This window comes from Luteibacter jiangsuensis (assembly GCF_011742555.1).
Taxonomy (GTDB): Bacteria; Pseudomonadota; Gammaproteobacteria; order Xanthomonadales; family Rhodanobacteraceae; genus Luteibacter; species Luteibacter jiangsuensis.
This window is the reverse complement of the sequence record NZ_JAAQQR010000003.1, coordinates 416,411-434,044: the sequence shown is the minus strand read 5'-3', so window position 1 is coordinate 434,044 and position 17,634 is coordinate 416,411. Positions and strand designations below refer to the sequence as shown.

Sequence of the window (17,634 nt, the reverse complement as noted above, 5' to 3'; positions counted from 1 at the left end):
TTTCCCCGTCCGGTCCCCTGCGAGCCTATGTCAAGCTCGCTTGACACCATGCTGCGACTTCGCGGCGACTGTGTCAAGCGTGCTTTACATGACACCTAGAATGTCCACGCCGCCCCGAGACGCACTCCCCGGCCCGCCTCCGCATGGCGGCCGTGCCCGACGCTGGCCGTGGCATTGGCGTAGGCGATCCATCGTTCGCCGAGTTCGAACGAGACTCCCGCGGCGAGGTCCACTCGGCGACCCGCCCTTGCGGCGGGAAGGGGCACCCCGGCGGCGCGTACATGCGCGCCCGCGTCGCGAGCCGCGCTGTAGCGAAGGTCGACATAGGGTGACCAGGTACGGAGCATCCGCCCCTCGGGGCGGAACGACATCGAGGCCCTGGCGCCACCGCGAAGGGTGACGCGGCGAGGTGCGCCGATCGACACATCGATGCCGTCGCGGTCGTCCACGCGGCCGGCGCCAAGGCGCTGCCACAGGAGCGAGACGCCCGGTTCGACGAGCAGGCGTTCCGTCGGACGCCAGCGAAAGGCGGAGGACACCATCGCCTCGTCGGTCGTCGCACGCATGCGCGGCAACACCTGACCGCGTGACGGTGTATGCACGTCGATGCGGTAGCGGGTGTGGGCGTAGTAGGAGGCGATTTCCCATCCCCCTTCGCCGCTGAGCACCGCGTGCCACGCGATGCCTCGCGCCGTCACGCGCAGGTCGCTTCGGCTGTCCAGGACGCGCGGCGTGGCGCGCGCCGTGCCTGCGGATAGCGAGGCGCCGGTGCGCAGCATGGTGTCGCCGATGCGGTGGACGAGCAGGTCGCCTGTGACTTGCAGCCCGCGATCGGTGCGTCGGTATGCGATGCCGTCGGCGGTATGCGGTGCACCGCGATACATGGCATTGCCGCCAAACGTGTGGACGCGAAGGGCCGGCGCGTCCGAAGGAGATACGTCCGACGGGCGCAACGCGTCGATGGCCGTGCGGCCATAACCGAACAGCGCGTGGCCGAGCACGAGGTAGGCGGGTACCTGCGGCACCAGTGAAGCGCGTGCGTTCTTGCCGGTGCGCACGCTTTGCAGCCGATAGTCCCAGTACCCCCCTTTCCCCGCGACCAGCCGTTGCGCCGGATCGCTCGCTTCCGGGCCGAACGCACGGAGCCGGTACTGCCATGGCCCCACGGCCACGTAGTCTCCGGCGAGACGGAAGGATTCGGCGCTCGCCGCGCCGGCGACCTGCACGACACTGATGCCGTCACCCGGTCCGTTGGCGCCGTCGCGCCCGGCGGTGTCGGCGCCGTGTCCCCCGACGTGGGCCACGTGCAGGGCGGTGCGCCCCACGGCATCTCCGCCGACGAGCAGGCGGCCCGTGGCCTGCCGGCGCAGTGTGCCGCCCGCGTCCAGACGGGTTCCGAGAACAACGCCCGTGGCACCCGCCTCCGCGTGCCAGGCGCCCACGCGCAGTGTGCGGAAGGCAGGATGTCCGCCACCGATGTCGATCCGGCCGCCGCGTTCGAGCCGCACTGAGTCGACTTCGCTGTTATCGGTCAGCGTCCACGTCGCGCGCGCCAGCGACAGCGTGGTCAACCGGCTACCGCGGCCATGCCAAGCGCCTTCCATGAGGTTCACGTCGAGACGCCCCGTGCCGCCGCGCACGATGTCGCCGTCGATGCGGCCGCCCACGGCATGCACCGCGAGACCGGGCGCGCCGCTTTCGATGCGACCGCGTACACGGGAGTGCTCCATGCGAACGACTGCCACGCCCTCGCCTCGTTCGGGCGTGCGAACGGCGTGCCCCGTCGCGCCTTCCAGCAGGCTCCCGCGCAGGATCGCTTCACCGCTTTCGATAGAGAGTGCGATGCCCCTGCTGCCGTTCGCGAACACCTGGCTGCCTGTCGCCACGACACGCGAATCGCCCCAAACGGACAATGCCACGCCCTGCCGTCCGTCGGCCCGAAGGGTAAGGCCATCGAACGCGAACTCGCTTTCACGCCGCGCGACGATGCCGATGCCCACGTCGCCCGGTACCTCGACCAGCGACCCCGACAGGTCCACCCTGGCCTTGCCCTGGGCCTGCACACCAATGCCCCATGGCCCGCTCACCCGCACGTGGCCACCTGCGAGGGTGAGCCCACCCCCATCGGAGACGAACGCGCCGAATGCGCGCTCGACTCGCGTGCCGCCGCCATCGTTGAAGAAACCGGCACCCTCGGCATCGAGCGTGGCCTGCGATTCCACGTGCACCGCCATGCTGCCGGGACCTGCGCTACGCAGGATCTCGCCCGGATCGAGCGCCTCCGCCGTTTCGCTCGCTACGACGAGGCGGTTCGGATGCGCCCGAACGGCTGCTGGCGCAGCCAGAACGGTGGCCATGGCAACGGCCATTGCGCCGCGTGCAGGAACGTTGGAAGCCATGCGCTTTCCTTGCTCTGGGGTCGGAGCAGGAAACGTTAGGCATCAGGGCCGACGGCGTATGTCGGAAGAGGGAATCAATCCTCGTCGCGCGACCAGCCGCCACGTTTCGGTTTACCGCCTGGCTTGGGCCCGGACTTGCGCTTCAGACGCGCCTCGAGCGTTGCCGCCTGCTCTTCCCGCTCGTCGTGCAGCTTGAGGTAATTGCGCCAGCGCTGCGGCGACAATTCGCCGGACGCGAGTGCCGCCTGGATCGCGCAGCCGGGCTCGTTGCCATGGCTGCAATCGGCAAAGCGGCATTGCGCGGCAAGCGCCTCGATGTCGGCGAACAGGTCGAGGTTTTCCTCGCCGGTGAGTTTCAGCTCGCGCATGCCCGGGGTGTCGATGAGGCAACCGCCCGAGGGCAGGCTGAGCAGCGCCCGATGGGTGGTGGTGTGGCGGCCGCGGCTATCGTGCGTACGCACGGCGCCGGTGGCCATGCGCTCTTCGCCCAGGAGCGTGTTGGTGAGGGTGGACTTGCCCGCGCCGGACGAGCCGACCAGCACGGCGCTCATGCCCGGCCCGAGGTAAGGCGCCAGAAGGGCCACCGTGGCCGGGTCCTTCGCGTTGACGGCATGCACCACGGCATCGGCGGGCAGGCGCGGAACGAGCGTGGCGATCGCGCCTTCCACATCGACGTCGGTATCCGCCTTGCCCAGCAGTACCACCGGCCGTGCGCCGGAACCTTCGACCAGAGTGAGATAGCGTTCGATGCGCGACGGATTGAAGTCGCCGTCCAGGCCGGTCAGCACCAGCACGTAATCGATGTTCGTGGCGATGATCTGCCGCTCGTAACGCTCGCCGGCCGCGGCGCGGGTGAGCACCGAACGGCGGGGCAGCACCGTTTCGATCACCGGATGGCTGGCATGGTCCAGGAACACGAAGTCGCCGACGGCGGGCCGCAGCGACGGATCCAGCCCGCGCTTGAGGAACGGACCCGCGGGCTGGGCGTTGAAGGCCGTCGACCCGTCGTGCACCTCGTAGCCGGCACGGTGCTGCGCCACCACGCGCGCAAGGCGGCGTGGATCGTCGGGCAAGGCAGCGTCGCGCCAGCCGATGTGGCGCAGGCGCGCCAGGTCCGGGGAGTCGGTCATGGCGGAATTATGCCCGGTCGCAGGCCAGAGATGCTCTGAACGGCGCATCCCCACGGTGACGCTGTTAGGATCGGGTCACGACCGCCGGGAAGGTCCGGCGCAGACAGTGGACGTACGACGTGTCACCGATCAAGCCCAGCGCGCATCTCTCGGAGGTGCGTTACGAAATCCGGGGTGCGCTTACCCGCCGCGCGCGCGACATGGAGGCTGCCGGTCAGCCGATCATCAAGCTCAACATCGGCAATCCCGGTCGTTATGGCTTCGCCACACCGCCGCACCTGCGCGAAGCCATCGCCACGCACCTGGCCGACAGCGAGGCCTACGGCCATGAACAGGGCCTGGAAGAGGCCCGCGAAGCCATCGTCGCCCAGCAGCGCGCGCGGGGGGCCAGCCAGGTCGACGTCGAGCGCGTTTTCGTGGGCAACGGTGTCAGCGAGCTGATCGACATCTCGTTGCGCGCCTTGCTCCAGCCCGGCGACGAGGTGCTGCTGCCCAGTCCCGATTACCCGTTGTGGAGCGCGGCGACCATCCTCAACGACGGTAGCCCGCGCTATTACCGCTGCCTCGCGGCGAACGGCCACCTCCCGGATCCGGACGAGATCGACGCCCTCGTCGGTCCGCGCACGCGTGCAATGGTGCTGATCAATCCGAACAATCCCACGGGTGCCGTGTATCCGGCCGCCCTGCTGGAACGCATCGTGGAGGTCGCGCGCCGGCACGGGTTGCTGCTTCTCTGCGACGAGATCTACGACGAGATCCTTTACGACGGCGTCCCCTTCCAGCCCCTGGCGGCCGTCGCGGGCGACCATCCCTGCGTGAGCTTCGGCGGCCTGTCCAAGGTGCATCGCGCCTGCGGGTACCGGGTGGGCTGGATGAGCCTTTCCGGCGACCCGGCGCGAACCGCCGAGTATCGCGACGCGTTGCAACTACTTGCCGCACTGCGCCTGTGCGCGAACGTTACCGCGCAGTGGGCCGTGCGCCCCGCCCTGCTCGACAAGCCCACCATCGGCGAACTCACCGCGCCTGGCGGTCGCCTGCACGAGGCCCGCCGCATCGTCCTCGAAGGCGTGGCGGCCAGTCCGTTCCTCGATGTGGTGGCGCCGGGCGGCGCGATCTACGCGTTCCCGCAGGTGCGTGCGGAAGCACTCCCGCATTTCGACGACACCGCGTTCGCCCTGCGCCTGCTCGAGGAAGAAAGCGTCCTCCTCGTGCCCGGCACCAGTTTCAATCTCTCTGCCAGCCGGCACCTGCGCCTCACGCTGTTGCCGGAGCCCGCACAGCTCCGGGACGTATTCGTCCGCATCGATCGCGTACTCGGCCGCATGGCCGTGGAGGCCGAACCAACCGCCAGCGCGGTCGCCTGATCCATGGCGAAAGCGACGTTCCTCGCCCTCGGCGACTCCTACACCATTGGCGAGGGTGTGGAAGCAGCCGACCGCTGGCCGGTACAGCTCGTCGCGTGGCTTGCCGAGCTCGGCATCGCGGTGGAAATGCCACGCATCGTCGCCACCACCGGCTGGACCACCGACGAACTGTCGGCGGCGATGGATGCCGCCACACTCGACGAACACTACGATCTGGTCACGCTGCTGATCGGCGTGAACAACCAGTACCGCGGCCGTTCCGCCGATGAGTATCGCGAGCAGTTCGTTTCGTTGCTCCGTCGCGCAGTAGGACTCGCCGGCGATCCGCGCCGCGTCGTGGTGGTATCCATTCCCGACTGGGGTGTCACCGCCTTCGCGGAAGGCCGCGACCGCGCCGCCATCGCGCGTGAGATCGACACCTTCAACACCATCGCCCGCGAAGAGACGGCCCGCATGCAAGCGCGATGGGCCGACGTGACACCCGCCTCGCGCGAAGCCGGAGCCAAGCCGGACATGCTGGTGGACGATGGGCTGCATCCTTCGGGGAAGCAGTACGCGGCGTGGTTGGAAGGCATCCTTCCCGAAGCCGAAATCGTGCTGAACTCGCGAAATAGCTTCATGTAGCGACCTTCACCAAGGCGACGAGGTGATCTTGTGGGAGCCGGCTATGCCGGCGATCCCGCGCCACCGGGCAAGGCCGCCGCGAGCACCATTCGCCGCTGAAGCGGCTCCCACAAAAGGCGAAGCCGCTCGGCGGACTGCTCCGTCGCGTCGCAACACCCTTGCAACACGGGCGCCATGCCCCGGTTACCTCGCATCCCGACACTGGCGACCCGGGACAACCCCGGGAACCGATGCCATGGCGAAGCTCACCTGCCGCAGCGCCTTCATCTCCGACGTGCACCTCGGCACGCCCGACTGCAAGGCGGCCTACCTCCTCGACTTCCTTCGCAACGTCGATTGCGAGCGGCTCTACCTCGTCGGCGACATCGTCGATCTGGAAGCGCTCGCGAAACGCCACTGGTGGCATCCGGACCACACCGCGGTTCTCGCCGAATTCGTCGCCCTCGCAGCACGTGGCGTGGAAGTGATCTACATCCCCGGCAACCACGACTGTCAGATGCGCGGCCTCGTCGGCTCCAGCATCGCGGGTGTCCGCGTGGCACTGGACGCCATCCACGAGGGCGCCGACGGTCGCCGCTACCGGGTCAGCCACGGCGACGAGTTCGATCCCGAACACGTTGGCCGGCGCTGGATCTCCTGGCTGGGCGACACCCTGCACCGCTTCATCTGCTGGGCCAACCGCCGCGTGCATGCCGTGCGCTCGCGCCTGGAGCTGCCCTATCTCCCGTTCTCGATCATCCTCAAATCGCACGTGGGCGCCGCACTGGCCTATATCCGCGACTACGAACAGCGCGTGGCGCGCGACGCGGCGGAGCGAGGGCTCGACGGCCACATCTGCGGCCACATCCATTTCGGGCACGTGCGGCCGATGGATGGGGTTCTCTACCTGAACGACGGCGACTGGGTCGAGCACTGCACCGCCCTCGTCGAGGACTTCACGGGCGCCATGGAGCTGATCCATTGGACCGACCGGGTGACGCCCCTGGGGCGGGCCAGCCGGGAGACGGTGCTCCCCTCGCCGGAGGCCGTCCTGGGCTTCGCCCCGCTGGTGGATTGCCGGACCGACCTGTCCGGGTTGCGGGGTGCCGAGGCCGCCGTCCCCGGTTGAATCCGGGGCGAACGGGCCCATGTGCGAGGGATGCCGTTAAAATGGCCCCTTTCCTTCCCGCGGTGACCCCCATGGCCCTCGATACACCCACCCGCGAGCGCATCGAATCCCTGCTCGGCCAGCACGACGTCGTGCTGTTCATGAAGGGCACGCGCCAGCAGCCGATGTGCGGATTCTCCGCCGCGGCGATCAATACCCTGAACGACGTGATTCCCTCGTACCACACGGTGAACGTGCTGGAAGACCCGGAGATCCGCGAGGGCATCAAGGAATTCGGCCAGTGGCCCACCATTCCGCAGCTCTATGTGAAGGGCGAGCTGGTCGGCGGCTCGGACATCATCCGCCAGATGTACACCAGCGGTGAGCTTTACACGCTGTTCGGCGCCCCGGCACCGGATCGCACGCCGCCGGAGATCACCATCACCGAGAAGGCCGCCGAGGCCATCCGCGGCGGCATGGCGAATGCGCAGGGCATGGCGTTGCACCTCGAGATCGGCCCCGACCACAGCGCCGGCTTCCAGCTCGCACCCGCCGGCGACCACGACATCGTGACGGTGGCGAACGGTATCGAAGTGCACTTCGACCCAGGCAGCGCGGCTCGCGCCAAGGGCATCGTCATCGACTGGGTTTCCACAGTGCAGGGCGAAGGCCTCAGCCTGAAGTTCCCGGGCGCCGTCGAGATCGGCTCGATGAGCGTGCAGGACCTGAAGGCGAAGCTCGATGCGGGCGACGTGGTGCTGGTCGACGTGCGCCCCGCGCAGAACCGCGCGATGGTTGCCCCCATCGACGGTGCGCGCATCCTCGAGAACGAAGGCTATGAAGCCCTGGCGCAGTTGCCGAAAGACACCCCCATCGCGTTCATCTGCAACGTGGGCGCCTCCAGCCGCGCCGCGGCCGAACGCTTTGCAGCGCACGGCTTCACCCAGGTCTTCAACGTGGAAGGCGGCATGGATGCGTGGATGCGCGAAGTGGGCGCGTAACGTTTCCAGCATTTTGCTGTAAAGCAAAGCGGCGCTCTTCGAGCGCCGCTTTTTTTATCCGATACCTGATCCCTGTGGGAGCCGCTTCAGCGGCGATACGTTCTCGTGAGGGTGCCCGCTGGCGCGGGATCGCCGGCGTAGCCGGCTCCCACAATGTCGCCCGCGAGGTTCTACCGCATCGCTTCTGCGGCTTTCTCACCGCGCAGCGCGCCGGCACGGCCGGGGGCTTGGGCGAGTGACGTCTTGAAAGCCGCCAGTGCGGGTCCCGGTTGCTTCTGCGCGAGCAACAGTTCGCCGAGTTGCTCGCGTGCGGGAACGATGGGTCCCGGTGTCACAGGACGTTTCTCTACCCTGTCTTCCCGTTCGGCCGCATCGGTCATCAGGGCCACGGCCGCCGTGCCTTCACCGCTGGCGTAGGCGGCCCACGCCTTCACTTCGGAGGCGAGGACGCCGGTCTGGACGGACCAATAGTCGTCGCCCGATGCACTGAGCTGGGCCTGGATCTGGTCGAGGCGCTTCGCCTGGGCACGTGCTTCTTCGGCGTGACCGGTGCGGGCGAGACCCACACCCTTCGCCCACACCGCGATGGCGGCTACGGAGGCGGGAACGCCGGCCGGTGGCGCGATCGTCGCTGCCTCGTTCCATCGCCCTTGTTCGACGATCTCGCGAATCGGCATGACCGTCACGGGATAGGCGACGCCGAAGTCGTTCATGTCCAGGGCGCGCATGGCCTTCAACTCGCCGATGACTTCGCGAGCTTCCCGATCCCTGCCTGTTTGCATGTATGCGTAAACGAGATAGTCCATCGCATGTACCTCGCCCATGGTGTCGTGTTGCTCGTGCGCCGCCTTCTTCGATGCGAGATTGGAGCGGATCGAATCGTCCCACAGGCCGAGCCGGGTGAAGATATGCGAGGGCATGTGCAGCGCGTGCGGGGCGGAAGGTGCAATGTCGGCGTACTTCCGCGCCGCCGGCAGGCCGCGTTGCGCCAGTTCGGCGCTGTCACAGGCATGGATCAGGTAGTGCGCGATGCCGGGGTGCTCCGGGTGCGCGCGGAACAGCGGCTCGAGAATGGCGATGGACTGTTTCTGCTTCGCGTGTGTCTTGTCGGCCATCGACGCGTTCGACAGCAGCGCCAGCGCGTAGAACACCTGTGCTTCGACATCGTCGGGATAGTCGTGCGCCACGCCGGCCATCGCCTGTTCGTAGTCGAGGGTGCGCTGCGAAGCCTTGACGTCGCCGGCTGCATAGAGCCGGCCCAGCGCGTGGATGTATGCCTGCTCCCGCGGCGACGCGTTCACCGCCAGCCGCGTTGCCGTGCGTGCCTCCGCCTGTCCCCGGGCCATCGTGTCGGACGGCAGGGCCGGCGACCATACCGGATGGAAGAAGACCATCGCGATGCCCCAGTGGCCCATGGCGCATGTCGGGTCCTTCACCACGATGCCTTCGAAGGCCTGTCGCGCCGCGGCGTAGGCAAACGAATGCAGGAGCGCCACGCCGCGATTGAACGATGCCTGCACCGACGGGGCGCAGGAAGTGGGAAACGACACATCGCCCAGCTTCTCGGGCACGCCGTGGTCGTGCCTCTCCTGGGCCTGGGCGGCGGTCGCCACGAACAGAGACAGGACGAGAATGCGCAGGAAGCCGGTCATGTCAGACTCCGTTCGGGAACGAACGGAATCTACGCCCGTCCGGCGCACCTGCCCATCGGCAGAATGGCCGATGGCATCGCGCCGCCTTTGCCCCTCATCGCGAGACGAGAACGATCAGGGTCGCGGCCTCCACGATCTCGACCAGGGCCCCCGCCGTGTCGCCGGTGAAACCGCCGAGTCGGCGGACCACGGCGCGGCGCCACAAACCGCCGGCGGCGAGCGCGGCGAGGAACGCGAGCAGGCCTGACTTGCCGAAAAGCAGCGACGACAGCGCTGCCACGACGAGAGCCACGCGGCAGCCCGTGGCCGGTGCACCGCGCAATGGGTCGCCCAGACCGCCCACGCGGACATAGGGCGTGGTGAGGAACCACGCGACGATCGCGGCGCGCCCAAGGAGGGGCGGCAAGACGAGCAGCCAGGGATCGGCAAGCGTCGCGAGCGCCGAGAACTTCAGCAACAGCACCAGCACGAGTGCGACCACGCCGGCGGGGCCGCTGCGCGGATCCTTCATGATCGAGAGCGTGCGGGCGCGATCCCCCATGCCGCCGATCCAGGCATCGGCGCTGTCGGCGAGGCCGTCCAGATGCAACGCGCCGGTGAGGGCGACCCACGCCACGAGAATCACCGCGGCCGCCGGAATCGGCGGAAGTACGGTCCACGAAAGGGCCGCTGCGCCAGCCAGCAACCCACCGAGCACGGCGCCCACCAGCGGATACCATTTGAGCGAACCGGCCTGCGTTCCCGGCAGGAACTCGATCCGCGGCACCGGCAGGCGGGTGAGGAAGCCGAATGCGGTAACGAGGCCCCGCATCAGGCCTCCGATGGGCGAGGGGCTTCGGGTGCCGCGGCAGCGACACGCTGCCAGACGAGGGAATGCAGCGACGCATGCGGCACGTCGATGCCCGCCATGTCGCCGAAGTCGCGGCCCTCGGCGACGCAACGCAGCAGCCGGATCGCGCCGCCGTGTGTTACCACCAGCACGCGTGCCGAAGCGGCTTCGGCGGCCACGTCGTCGAGCGCTGCCGAGAGTCGCGCGCGAAACGCGTCTAACGTTTCGCCGCCCGGCGGTGGGCAGGCAACCGGATCGCGCCAGAAGCGTCCCAGCGCCTCGCCGTCACGTTCGGCGATGGTTTCGATGGGTACGCCCTGCCATTCGCCAAAATGGTATTCGACGAGGCGCGCATCGATGCGCAACGGCAAGCCCCGGCGCTCCGAGAGTTCCCTGGCGAATGCGGCACAACGCGACAGCGACGACGACACCACACGATCCCACGCCATGCCTTCGACGGCCTCGCGCAACTGCCGCCAGCCCAGCGCCGATAGCGGATCGTCCAGTTGCCCGCGGTAGCTGCGCTGCGCGGTGTCGCCATGCCGTAGCAGGTGGATGCTCATGCTTCCGATACTCCGGCCTCGGCGAAGGTCGCCATCGATCCGTGCAACGCGCACGCCATACGCAGCAGCGGCACCGCCACGGCCGCACCGCTGGCTTCGCCCAGGCGAAGGTGCAGGTCGAGCAGCGGGTCGGCGCCGAGTGCTTCCAGCACACGTGCGTGGCCGCGCTCCTGCGAGCGGTGCGCGAAGATCAGCCACGGCCGTACATCCGGACGCAGCGCCACCGCGGCGAGCGCCGCCACGCTGGCGATGAAGCCGTCGACGAGAACGGGCAGACCTCGTTGCGCCGCCGCGATGAACGCACCGGCGAGTGCCGCGATCTCGAATCCCCCGAGCCGGCGCAGCCGTTCCCTCGGCGTGTCGGCATCCGCGTGCAGATCGAGGGCACGCGCGATCACGCTCGCCTTGCGCGCCACGCCGGCCGCGTCCAGGCCGGTGCCGGCGCCGGTCAACGTCACCGGGGATTCGCCGAGCAGTGCACAGGCGAGCGCCGCAGCGGCGGTCGTGTTGCCGATGCCCATCTCGCCGCCGACATAGATATCCGTACCCGTGGCCACGGCGTCGGCGGCGCTGGCGACACCTGCGGCCAGGGCCGCTTCGAGTTTCGCCTCGGTCATGGCGGGCCCGGTGCAAAAGTTCGCCGTGGACGCGGCGATGACATGACGACGCACGCCGGGTATCTCGCCCGGATCGTTCACCGTGCCCAGGTTCACCACTTCGAGCGTCGCCTGCAGTTCGCGCGCGAGCACGGCGATCGCCGCACCGCCACGAGCGAAATTGCGCAGCATCTCGCCCGTTACCGCCTGTGGAAACGCGGAAATCCCTTCCGCCGCGACGCCATGGTCGGCCGCGAACACGGCGATGCGTACGCGCGCCGCGTTCGGCCGAGCGCTCCCCTGCAGGCCTGCCAGATGGACCGCCAGCGCTTCGAGCCTGCCGAGTGACCCGGGCGGTTTGGTCAGCGTGGCCTGCCGTGCGGCGGCGGCATCGGCGGCGGTCTGGTCGGGTACGCGGCAGGGTCCCGCGAGCCAGTCGTTCATGGAGGTGTTCCTTTGAGGGTCAGGGGCAGGCCCGCGGCGACGAAGACGACACGGTCGCATCGCTGCGCAAGGGACTGGTGCAGCCGGCCTGCTTCGTCGACGAAGCGGCGAGTGAGTTCGCCCAGCGGCGTGATGCCGAGGCCCACCTCGTTGCTGACGAAGCAGACGTCGCCGGGCAGTGCAGCCGTGGCGCGCAGCAGCGCATCGCGCTCCGTCTCGAAGCGAGCGTCGTCCTCCGCGCCGAGAAGGTTCGACAGCCACAGGGTGAGGCAATCCACGATGACGAAGCGCCCGGCGCGCGCATGGCGGAGCAGCGTGTCGGCAAGCGCGAGCGGCTCCTCGACAAGCCCCCATGCCGCCGGACGGCGCGAGCGGTGATGTGCGATGCGCTCTCTCATCTCACCGTCGAGCGCCTGCGCGGTGGCGACGTACAGCACCTCAAGGCCGCTCTCGACGGCGAGCCTTTCCGCCAGGGCACTCTTGCCCGAACGCGCACCGCCGAGAACGAGGCTCAGCATGGCGGCAAACCGAAAAGCGATGCGAGCATGGCCGTGTCCATATGTGCGTCGACGGTGTCCGCCAGGCGGTCGAAGGTCGCCTCGCGCAGGGCGACGAGGTCGAGCGGCGCCGCACGGTCGAGACCCGCGTCGCCGAGCAAGGCCGCGAGTGCGTCCGGGGCATCGAAGAGACCATGCAGGTAGGTTCCGAGCACACGGCCGTCGCCGGATCGCGCGCCGTCGCTGCGTCCGTCGTCCAGTTGCACCACCGGCATCGTCATGCCGCGGCCGGTGCTCACACCGCAGTGGATCTCGTAGCCGGTGACGGTCGCGCCGCCCGGCAGCAGGCGGCCACGGACATTGCGCAATTGCTTCGTCGGCGCCAGTGTCGTTTCGAGATCGAGCAGGCCCAGACCTGCGTCCGAACCCGCCGCGCCCTCGATGCCTTCGGGATCGTGCACGGCACGACCCAGCATCTGCATGCCGCCGCAAATGCCAATGACCTTGCCGCCGTAACGAACGTGGCGAAGAATCGCCTTGTCCCAGCCTTGTGCACGCAACCAGGCCAGGTCCGCGCGGGTGGACTTCGAACCCGGCAGCACCACGAGGTCGCAGGCCGGAAAGCTTTCGCCCGGTCCGACGAACAGGCATTCCACCTCCGGGTGCAGGCGCAGGGCGTCGAGGTCGGTGTGATTGCTTATGCGGGGCAGCGCCGGTACGGCCACGCGCAAGCGCGTCCCTTCCTTCGCTTCGCGGGATCGCGGCAGCGCGTCCTCCGCCTCGAGCACCAGACCGTGCAGATAGGGGAGCACGCCGAGCACCGGCTTTCCCGTCTCCCGCTCCAGCCAGTCGAGCCCCGGTTGCAGCAAGCCGATATCGCCACGGAAGCGATTGACGACGAAACCGACGACACGCGCCCTCTCGCTTTCGGACAGCAATGCCAACGTTCCCACGAGGTGGGCGAAGACGCCGCCGCGATCGATATCGGCGACCAGGATCACGGGACAATCCACCGCCTCCGCATATCCCATGTTGGCGATGTCGCGGTCGCGCAGATTGATCTCGGCCGGACTGCCCGCGCCTTCCACCACGACGGCGGCATACCGCGCCGCCAGGCGCGCATGCGAGGCCAGCACCGCGTCCATCGCCACGCGCTTATAGGCGTGGTACCCCACGGCGTCCATGTTTCCCACCGCACGACCATGCACGATCACCTGCGCGCCAGTGTCGCTGTTCGGCTTCAACAGCACCGGATTGAAATCGGTGTGTGGTGCCACGCCCGCCGCCTGCGCCTGTACGGCCTGCGCGCGTCCGATCTCCCCGCCGTCCACCGTCACGGCGGAATTGAGCGCCATGTTCTGCGGCTTGAATGGAGCGACGGCCACGCCGCGGCGGCGCAGCCACCGGCACAGGGCGGCCACCACCGTGCTCTTGCCGGCGTCCGACGTGCACCCCTGCACCATGACGACGCGCGCGCTCATGCGAGTACCGCCGCGAGGGTCCGGTCCAGCCGCGCGAATGCGTCGTCGTCGCCTGGCAAGCCGAAGCGCAGGGCCTGCGGGTTATCGAAGTGGCGCACGAGGATGGCCTGCCCGGCCAGGGCATGCTGCAACGCGCGTGCCTCGGCATGCACGCAGTAATGGAAGAACTCGCAGCCGCCGGAAGGTGGCAGGCCATGCTTCGTCAGGAGTTTCGCCAGTCGCGACGAATCCTCGCGAAGCCGTATCCGCGCCGACGCCTGCCACGCGCGGTCGGACAGCGCCTGTGCCACCACATGACGCGTGGGGCCGGTCAGCGTCCACGGTCCAAGCGCTTCCGCCAATGCGTCGAGCAGGCCGGGCGAGGCAACGACGAAACCGGCTCGCGCACCCGCGAGGCCGAAGAATTTACCGACCGAACGCAGCACGATGATTCCCTCGCGCACGTAGGGTGCGAGACTCTGCTCCGGGCGCGTATCGATGAACGCCTCGTCCACGACGAGCCAAGCCATTTCTGTGGGAGCCGCTTCAGCGGCGATGGGCGCTCGCGGTGAACTGGCCCGCTGCCGCGGGATCGCCGCTGAAGCGGCTCCCACAGATACTGCTCCGGTCTGGATTGCCCTGGCCTGGACTGTTCCGGCCTGGATTGCCCTGGCCTGGACTGTTCCGGCCTGGATTGCCCTGGCCTGGACTGCTCCGGCCTGGATTGCCCTGGCCTGGACTGTTCCGGCATGGAGCGCCAGGAGGGTTTCCATATCCGGGCAGTCGCCGGTCGGGTTGTTCGGACGGATCAGCACGACGACATCGAACTCGCCCGCGCGCGCGAGCAATGCATCCATCGGCAACGTCACCACGTCATGCCCCGCCTGCCGCCAGGCGTGCGCGTGTTCGGCGTAGCCGGGTTCGACCACCGCCACACGCGAGGGCGGACGCAGGCGTGGCAACGCGGCAATGGCCGCCTGGGAACCGGCCACGGGAAGAACGTGCCGTGCACCGTAGTACGCACGCGCGGCTTCGACGAGTGCATCGTCGGCTTCCGGCAGGCGATGCCATGCCGCCGGAGGTATCGGCGGAACGGGCCAGGCATGAGGACTCACGCCCGTCGACAGATCGAGCCATGCTTCGCGTGGCATACCGTACTCGCGAACCGCGCGGCCGAGACGTCCACCGTGCTCAAGCATGAGCGGCAACCCCGATGACGACGGCAACGGCCATCCACGCGACGCTTCCGCGATCCACCAGCCGCAGCGCGCGCAGGATGTCGTTCGCTTCGGGCGCGTCGCGTTCGCCGAGCACGGGCCGTTCCTCCCAATGGCCGTGGTACGGCGCGGCGCCGCCCAGTCGCACGCCGAGTGCGCCGGCGCCCGACGCCATCACCGGCCCGGCGTTGGGGCTGTCCCAGGAGGGAGCCTGCCGCCGCCAGCAGCGAATGGCCTTCGCGAAGTCGCCCACGCACGCATAGGTGAGCGCCGTGAGCCGTGCGGGTACGTACCCGAGCAGATCGTCCGCGCGCGCGGCAGCCCAACCGAAGCGCTCGTAGCGCGGCGTGCGATAGCCCCACATGGCGTCCAGCGTGTTCGCCAGGCGAAAGAGCAGCACGCCCGGTCCACCCAGCAGCGCGAACCAGAACAAGGCGCCGAACACGGCGTCATGTCCGTTCTCGAGCACGGATTCCGTCGCGGCGGCGGCCACCTGCCCCGCATCGAGCGCTTCGGTATCGCGGCTCACCATGCGGCCCACCGCGCGCCGTGCAGCGTCAAGGTCGCCATCGGACAAGGCTCGCGCCACCGGCCGCGCGTGATCGGCCAGGCTCCGGCGTCCGATCGCGAGACAGGCCACCGACACATCGATGACGAAAACAGCGACAGAGGGCAACGCGGCGCGCAACACGCAGAACACACCGACCGGCACGAGCACGGCCATGCACCACGCGAAGGCGCCCGCAGCGCGCGCGTCCGCATAGACCTTCGTCTCCAACCAGGTCGCGAAGCGTCCGAAGCCGACCAGCGGGTGATAGCGCCGCGGCTCGCCCAGCATGGCGTCCAGCAACAATGCCACCGGCATGCTCAGCGCTGTCGTCATGGCAGGAACAATTGCGCGGCGCCGTCCGCGTTCGAGGGGAAATAGAAATGCACGAAGCTCGCCGTCATGCGCCCCTGGCGATACACGCTTTCCGCCGTGGGCCCGCCATGCGGATTCGTGGCTTTCGCCAGCGGTTCGGCGTGGACGTCCGCCTTCGCGTAGTGGAAGGAGTGGCCGCGCAAGATACCTTCGGGAAGGTGGGCTTCCTGCATGCCCAGCGCGGCCATGCGCGGCTGCATCGTCGCGCTGCCCGGCAGAAGGCCCGCCATCTCGCCATCGCGCCCCTCGCGGTCGGCGAGCCGCTCCAGCGCGTAGAGCAATCCACCACACTCGGCGAGCAACGGCCGACCGGCGGCCACATGCGCGCGCAGGTCGCGACGCAGGAAGTGGTTTGCCGCGAGTGCATCCAGATGCAATTCCGGGTAGCCGCCCGGCAACCAGACGGCATCGCAGGCAGGCAGGGATTCGCCGGCCACCGGCGAGAAGAACGTGAGTTCCGCGCCGGCGGCACGCAATGTGTCGAGGTTGGCCTGGTAGATGAAGGCGAACGCCGCATCGCGTGCGACGGCGATCCGCAGGCCTTCGAGCAGGCGCGTGCCCGCAGCGGCCGGCGGTGCCGTGAACGCCACTGCCGGGGGAAGAACCGTCACCCCCTGCGCGAGCCAGGCATCCGCGAGCGCATCCAGACGCGCGTCGATGTCCGCCAGTTCGCCGGCCGCGACGAGGCCGAGGTGCCGCTCCGGTAGCGCCATGGCCGCGTCGCGCGGCAGCGTGCCGTACCAATCGATGCCCGGCGGCAGGCTGCCGCGGAGGAGATCCGCGTGGTAGGCGCTGCCGACGCGATTCGCGAGAACGCCGCTCAGCACCAGATCGCGGCGATAGCTGGCAAGGCCCTGCGCGAGCGCCCCGAAGGTCTGCGCCATGGCGCTGCCGTCGATCACGGCCATGACCGGCAAACCGTGCGCGACGGCGAGATCGGCGCTGGAAGGCGCCCCGTCGAACAGGCCCATCACGCCCTCGACCAGGATGAGGTCCGCATCACCAGCAGCGTCGTAGAGCCGCGCGCGCACGTCGTCCGCGCCGCCCATCCATGGGTCGAGCTGATAGACCGGTGCGCCGCTGGCGCGCTCGAGGATCATCGGGTCGAGGAAGTCGGGCCCGGTCTTGAACACGCGCACGCGCCGTCCCTGCCGTGCATGCGCCCGCGCCAGCGCTGCCGTGACGCTCGTCTTGCCCTGGCCCGAGGCCGGGGCGGAAACGAGTAGCGCGGGGCAGTGCCGGGTCACAGTTCCACCCCCTTCTGCGCGCGGATGCCCGCCTGGTAGGCGTGCTTGACCACACGCATCTCCGTGACCGTGTCCGCCGCCTCGACGAGGGCATCGGGTGCGCCGCGCCCGGTCACGACCACGTGCTGCCGCTCGGGGCGCGTCGCGAGGGCGTGCAACACGCGGTCCAGCGGGATGTAATTCTTCACCAGGGCAATGTTGAGTTCGTCGAGCAGCACGAAGTCGTAGGACGCATCGCCGAGCATGCGCTCGGCTTCCTCCCACGCGGCCATGGCCGCCGCGATGTCGCGCGCCTTGTCCTGGGTTTCCCAGGTATAGCCCTCGCCCATCACGCGGTAGTCGAGCGGACCGTCTTCGAACATGCGGAAGAACGCCTCCTCGCCCGTGGAGAAGCTTCCCTTGATGAACTGCACCACGCCGCAGCGGAAGCCGTGGCCGAGCGACCGCGCCAGCATACCGAAGCCGGACGAGCTCTTGCCCTTGCCGTTACCGGTATTCACTACCAGCACGCCGCGGTCGATCGTGGCCCGCGCGATGCGCCGGTCGATCAGTTCCTTCTTGCGGCGCATGCGGTCGCGGTGGCGCGCGTCCTCGTCCATGTC

The 17,634-nt window shown here is 68.8% G+C and carries 16 protein-coding genes; 4 read left to right on the top strand and 12 right to left on the bottom strand.

The window, feature by feature from the left end; all coding sequences use genetic code 11:
* Positions 1-95: 95 nt before the first annotated feature.
* Both HBF26_RS08810 and rsgA read right to left on the bottom strand, forming a co-directional pair.
* Positions 96-2,399: an autotransporter outer membrane beta-barrel domain-containing protein gene (locus HBF26_RS08810; protein WP_167125101.1), complete on the bottom strand. Its 2,304-nt coding sequence runs from the start codon at positions 2,397-2,399 to the stop codon at positions 96-98.
* 74 nt (positions 2,400-2,473) lie between these two features.
* On the bottom strand, positions 2,474-3,529 hold the full coding sequence (gene rsgA / locus HBF26_RS08805) for a ribosome small subunit-dependent GTPase A (protein ID WP_167125099.1): 1,056 nt from the start codon (positions 3,527-3,529) through the stop codon (positions 2,474-2,476).
* Positions 3,530-3,648: 119 nt separating this feature from the next.
* On the opposite strand from rsgA, the gene HBF26_RS08800 reads away from it, so the two are divergent.
* The 4 genes from HBF26_RS08800 (at position 3,649) to grxD (ending at position 7,605) form a co-directional block, all read left to right on the top strand.
* Positions 3,649-4,893: an aminotransferase class I/II-fold pyridoxal phosphate-dependent enzyme gene (locus tag HBF26_RS08800; protein ID WP_167125097.1), complete on the top strand. Its 1,245-nt coding sequence runs from the start codon at positions 3,649-3,651 to the stop codon at positions 4,891-4,893.
* 3 nt (positions 4,894-4,896) lie between these two features.
* Positions 4,897-5,517, top strand: a complete 621-nt coding sequence (locus tag HBF26_RS08795) for an SGNH/GDSL hydrolase family protein (RefSeq protein WP_167125095.1) — start codon at positions 4,897-4,899, stop codon at positions 5,515-5,517.
* Between the two features lie 235 nt (positions 5,518-5,752).
* A complete protein-coding gene (locus HBF26_RS08790) occupies positions 5,753-6,625 on the top strand; it encodes a UDP-2,3-diacylglucosamine diphosphatase (RefSeq protein ID WP_167125093.1) in 873 nt (290 codons plus the stop codon).
* A gap of 71 nt (positions 6,626-6,696) precedes the next feature.
* Positions 6,697-7,605: a Grx4 family monothiol glutaredoxin gene (grxD, locus tag HBF26_RS08785; protein WP_167125535.1), complete on the top strand. Its 909-nt coding sequence runs from the start codon at positions 6,697-6,699 to the stop codon at positions 7,603-7,605.
* Between the two features lie 170 nt (positions 7,606-7,775).
* On the opposite strand, the gene HBF26_RS08780 is transcribed toward grxD, so the two are convergent.
* From HBF26_RS08780 to cobO, 10 genes are all read right to left on the bottom strand, one after another.
* The gene (locus tag HBF26_RS08780; RefSeq protein WP_167125091.1) at positions 7,776-9,257 is read right to left on the bottom strand and encodes a tetratricopeptide repeat protein; all 1,482 of its coding nucleotides are present in this window, start codon (positions 9,255-9,257) and stop codon (positions 7,776-7,778) included.
* A gap of 94 nt (positions 9,258-9,351) precedes the next feature.
* The gene (locus HBF26_RS08775; RefSeq protein WP_167125533.1) at positions 9,352-10,071 is read right to left on the bottom strand and encodes an adenosylcobinamide-GDP ribazoletransferase; all 720 of its coding nucleotides are present in this window, start codon (positions 10,069-10,071) and stop codon (positions 9,352-9,354) included.
* The gene (locus HBF26_RS08770) at positions 10,068-10,649 is read right to left on the bottom strand and encodes a histidine phosphatase family protein (protein WP_167125089.1); all 582 of its coding nucleotides are present in this window, start codon (positions 10,647-10,649) and stop codon (positions 10,068-10,070) included. The genes HBF26_RS08775 and HBF26_RS08770 overlap by 4 nt, the downstream gene beginning before the upstream one ends.
* Positions 10,646-11,689, bottom strand: a complete 1,044-nt coding sequence (cobT, locus tag HBF26_RS08765; protein ID WP_167125087.1) for a nicotinate-nucleotide--dimethylbenzimidazole phosphoribosyltransferase — start codon at positions 11,687-11,689, stop codon at positions 10,646-10,648. The genes HBF26_RS08770 and cobT overlap by 4 nt, the downstream gene beginning before the upstream one ends.
* Positions 11,686-12,207, bottom strand: a complete 522-nt coding sequence (gene cobU, locus HBF26_RS08760; RefSeq protein ID WP_167125085.1) for a bifunctional adenosylcobinamide kinase/adenosylcobinamide-phosphate guanylyltransferase — start codon at positions 12,205-12,207, stop codon at positions 11,686-11,688. The genes cobT and cobU overlap by 4 nt, the downstream gene beginning before the upstream one ends.
* Positions 12,201-13,667: a cobyric acid synthase gene (locus tag HBF26_RS08755; RefSeq protein ID WP_167125083.1), complete on the bottom strand. Its 1,467-nt coding sequence runs from the start codon at positions 13,665-13,667 to the stop codon at positions 12,201-12,203. Before HBF26_RS08755 ends, cobU begins: the two co-directional genes overlap by 7 nt.
* Positions 13,664-14,845 carry an aminotransferase class I/II-fold pyridoxal phosphate-dependent enzyme gene (locus HBF26_RS19865; protein WP_167125081.1) on the bottom strand — a complete coding sequence of 394 codons (1,182 nt, stop codon included), beginning with the start codon at positions 14,843-14,845 and terminating at the stop codon, positions 13,664-13,666. Before HBF26_RS19865 ends, HBF26_RS08755 begins: the two co-directional genes overlap by 4 nt.
* A complete protein-coding gene (gene cbiB / locus HBF26_RS08745; protein WP_167125079.1) occupies positions 14,838-15,746 on the bottom strand; it encodes an adenosylcobinamide-phosphate synthase CbiB in 909 nt (302 codons plus the stop codon). The genes HBF26_RS19865 and cbiB overlap by 8 nt, the downstream gene beginning before the upstream one ends.
* The gene (locus tag HBF26_RS08740) at positions 15,743-17,032 is read right to left on the bottom strand and encodes a cobyrinic acid a,c-diamide synthase CobB (RefSeq protein ID WP_167125077.1); all 1,290 of its coding nucleotides are present in this window, start codon (positions 17,030-17,032) and stop codon (positions 15,743-15,745) included. Before HBF26_RS08740 ends, cbiB begins: the two co-directional genes overlap by 4 nt.
* Positions 17,029-17,631, bottom strand: coding sequence for a cob(I)yrinic acid a,c-diamide adenosyltransferase (cobO, locus tag HBF26_RS08735; RefSeq protein WP_167125531.1), 603 nt, complete (start codon positions 17,629-17,631; stop codon positions 17,029-17,031). Before cobO ends, HBF26_RS08740 begins: the two co-directional genes overlap by 4 nt.
* Positions 17,632-17,634 lie beyond the last annotated feature (3 nt).

Bases quoted from the DNA above. Each gene is read 5' to 3' on its own strand.
- HBF26_RS08810 (WP_167125101.1), bottom strand. From the start codon at position 2,399: ATGGCTTCCAACGTTCCTGCACGCGGCGCAATGGCCGTTGCCATGGCC.
- rsgA (WP_167125099.1), bottom strand. From the start codon at position 3,529: ATGACCGACTCCCCGGACCTGGCGCGCCTGCGCCACATCGGCTGGCGC.
- HBF26_RS08795 (WP_167125095.1), top strand. From the start codon at position 4,897: ATGGCGAAAGCGACGTTCCTCGCCCTCGGCGACTCCTACACCATTGGC.
- HBF26_RS08790 (WP_167125093.1), top strand. From the start codon at position 5,753: ATGGCGAAGCTCACCTGCCGCAGCGCCTTCATCTCCGACGTGCACCTC.
- grxD (WP_167125535.1), top strand. From the start codon at position 6,697: ATGGCCCTCGATACACCCACCCGCGAGCGCATCGAATCCCTGCTCGGC.
- HBF26_RS08780 (WP_167125091.1), bottom strand. From the start codon at position 9,257: ATGACCGGCTTCCTGCGCATTCTCGTCCTGTCTCTGTTCGTGGCGACC.
- HBF26_RS08770 (WP_167125089.1), bottom strand. From the start codon at position 10,649: ATGAGCATCCACCTGCTACGGCATGGCGACACCGCGCAGCGCAGCTAC.
- cobT (WP_167125087.1), bottom strand. From the start codon at position 11,689: ATGAACGACTGGCTCGCGGGACCCTGCCGCGTACCCGACCAGACCGCC.
- cobU (WP_167125085.1), bottom strand. From the start codon at position 12,207: ATGCTGAGCCTCGTTCTCGGCGGTGCGCGTTCGGGCAAGAGTGCCCTG.
- HBF26_RS08755 (WP_167125083.1), bottom strand. From the start codon at position 13,667: ATGAGCGCGCGCGTCGTCATGGTGCAGGGGTGCACGTCGGACGCCGGC.
- HBF26_RS19865 (WP_167125081.1), bottom strand. From the start codon at position 14,845: ATGCTTGAGCACGGTGGACGTCTCGGCCGCGCGGTTCGCGAGTACGGT.
- cbiB (WP_167125079.1), bottom strand. From the start codon at position 15,746: ATGACGACAGCGCTGAGCATGCCGGTGGCATTGTTGCTGGACGCCATG.
- cobO (WP_167125531.1), bottom strand. From the start codon at position 17,631: ATGGACGAGGACGCGCGCCACCGCGACCGCATGCGCCGCAAGAAGGAA.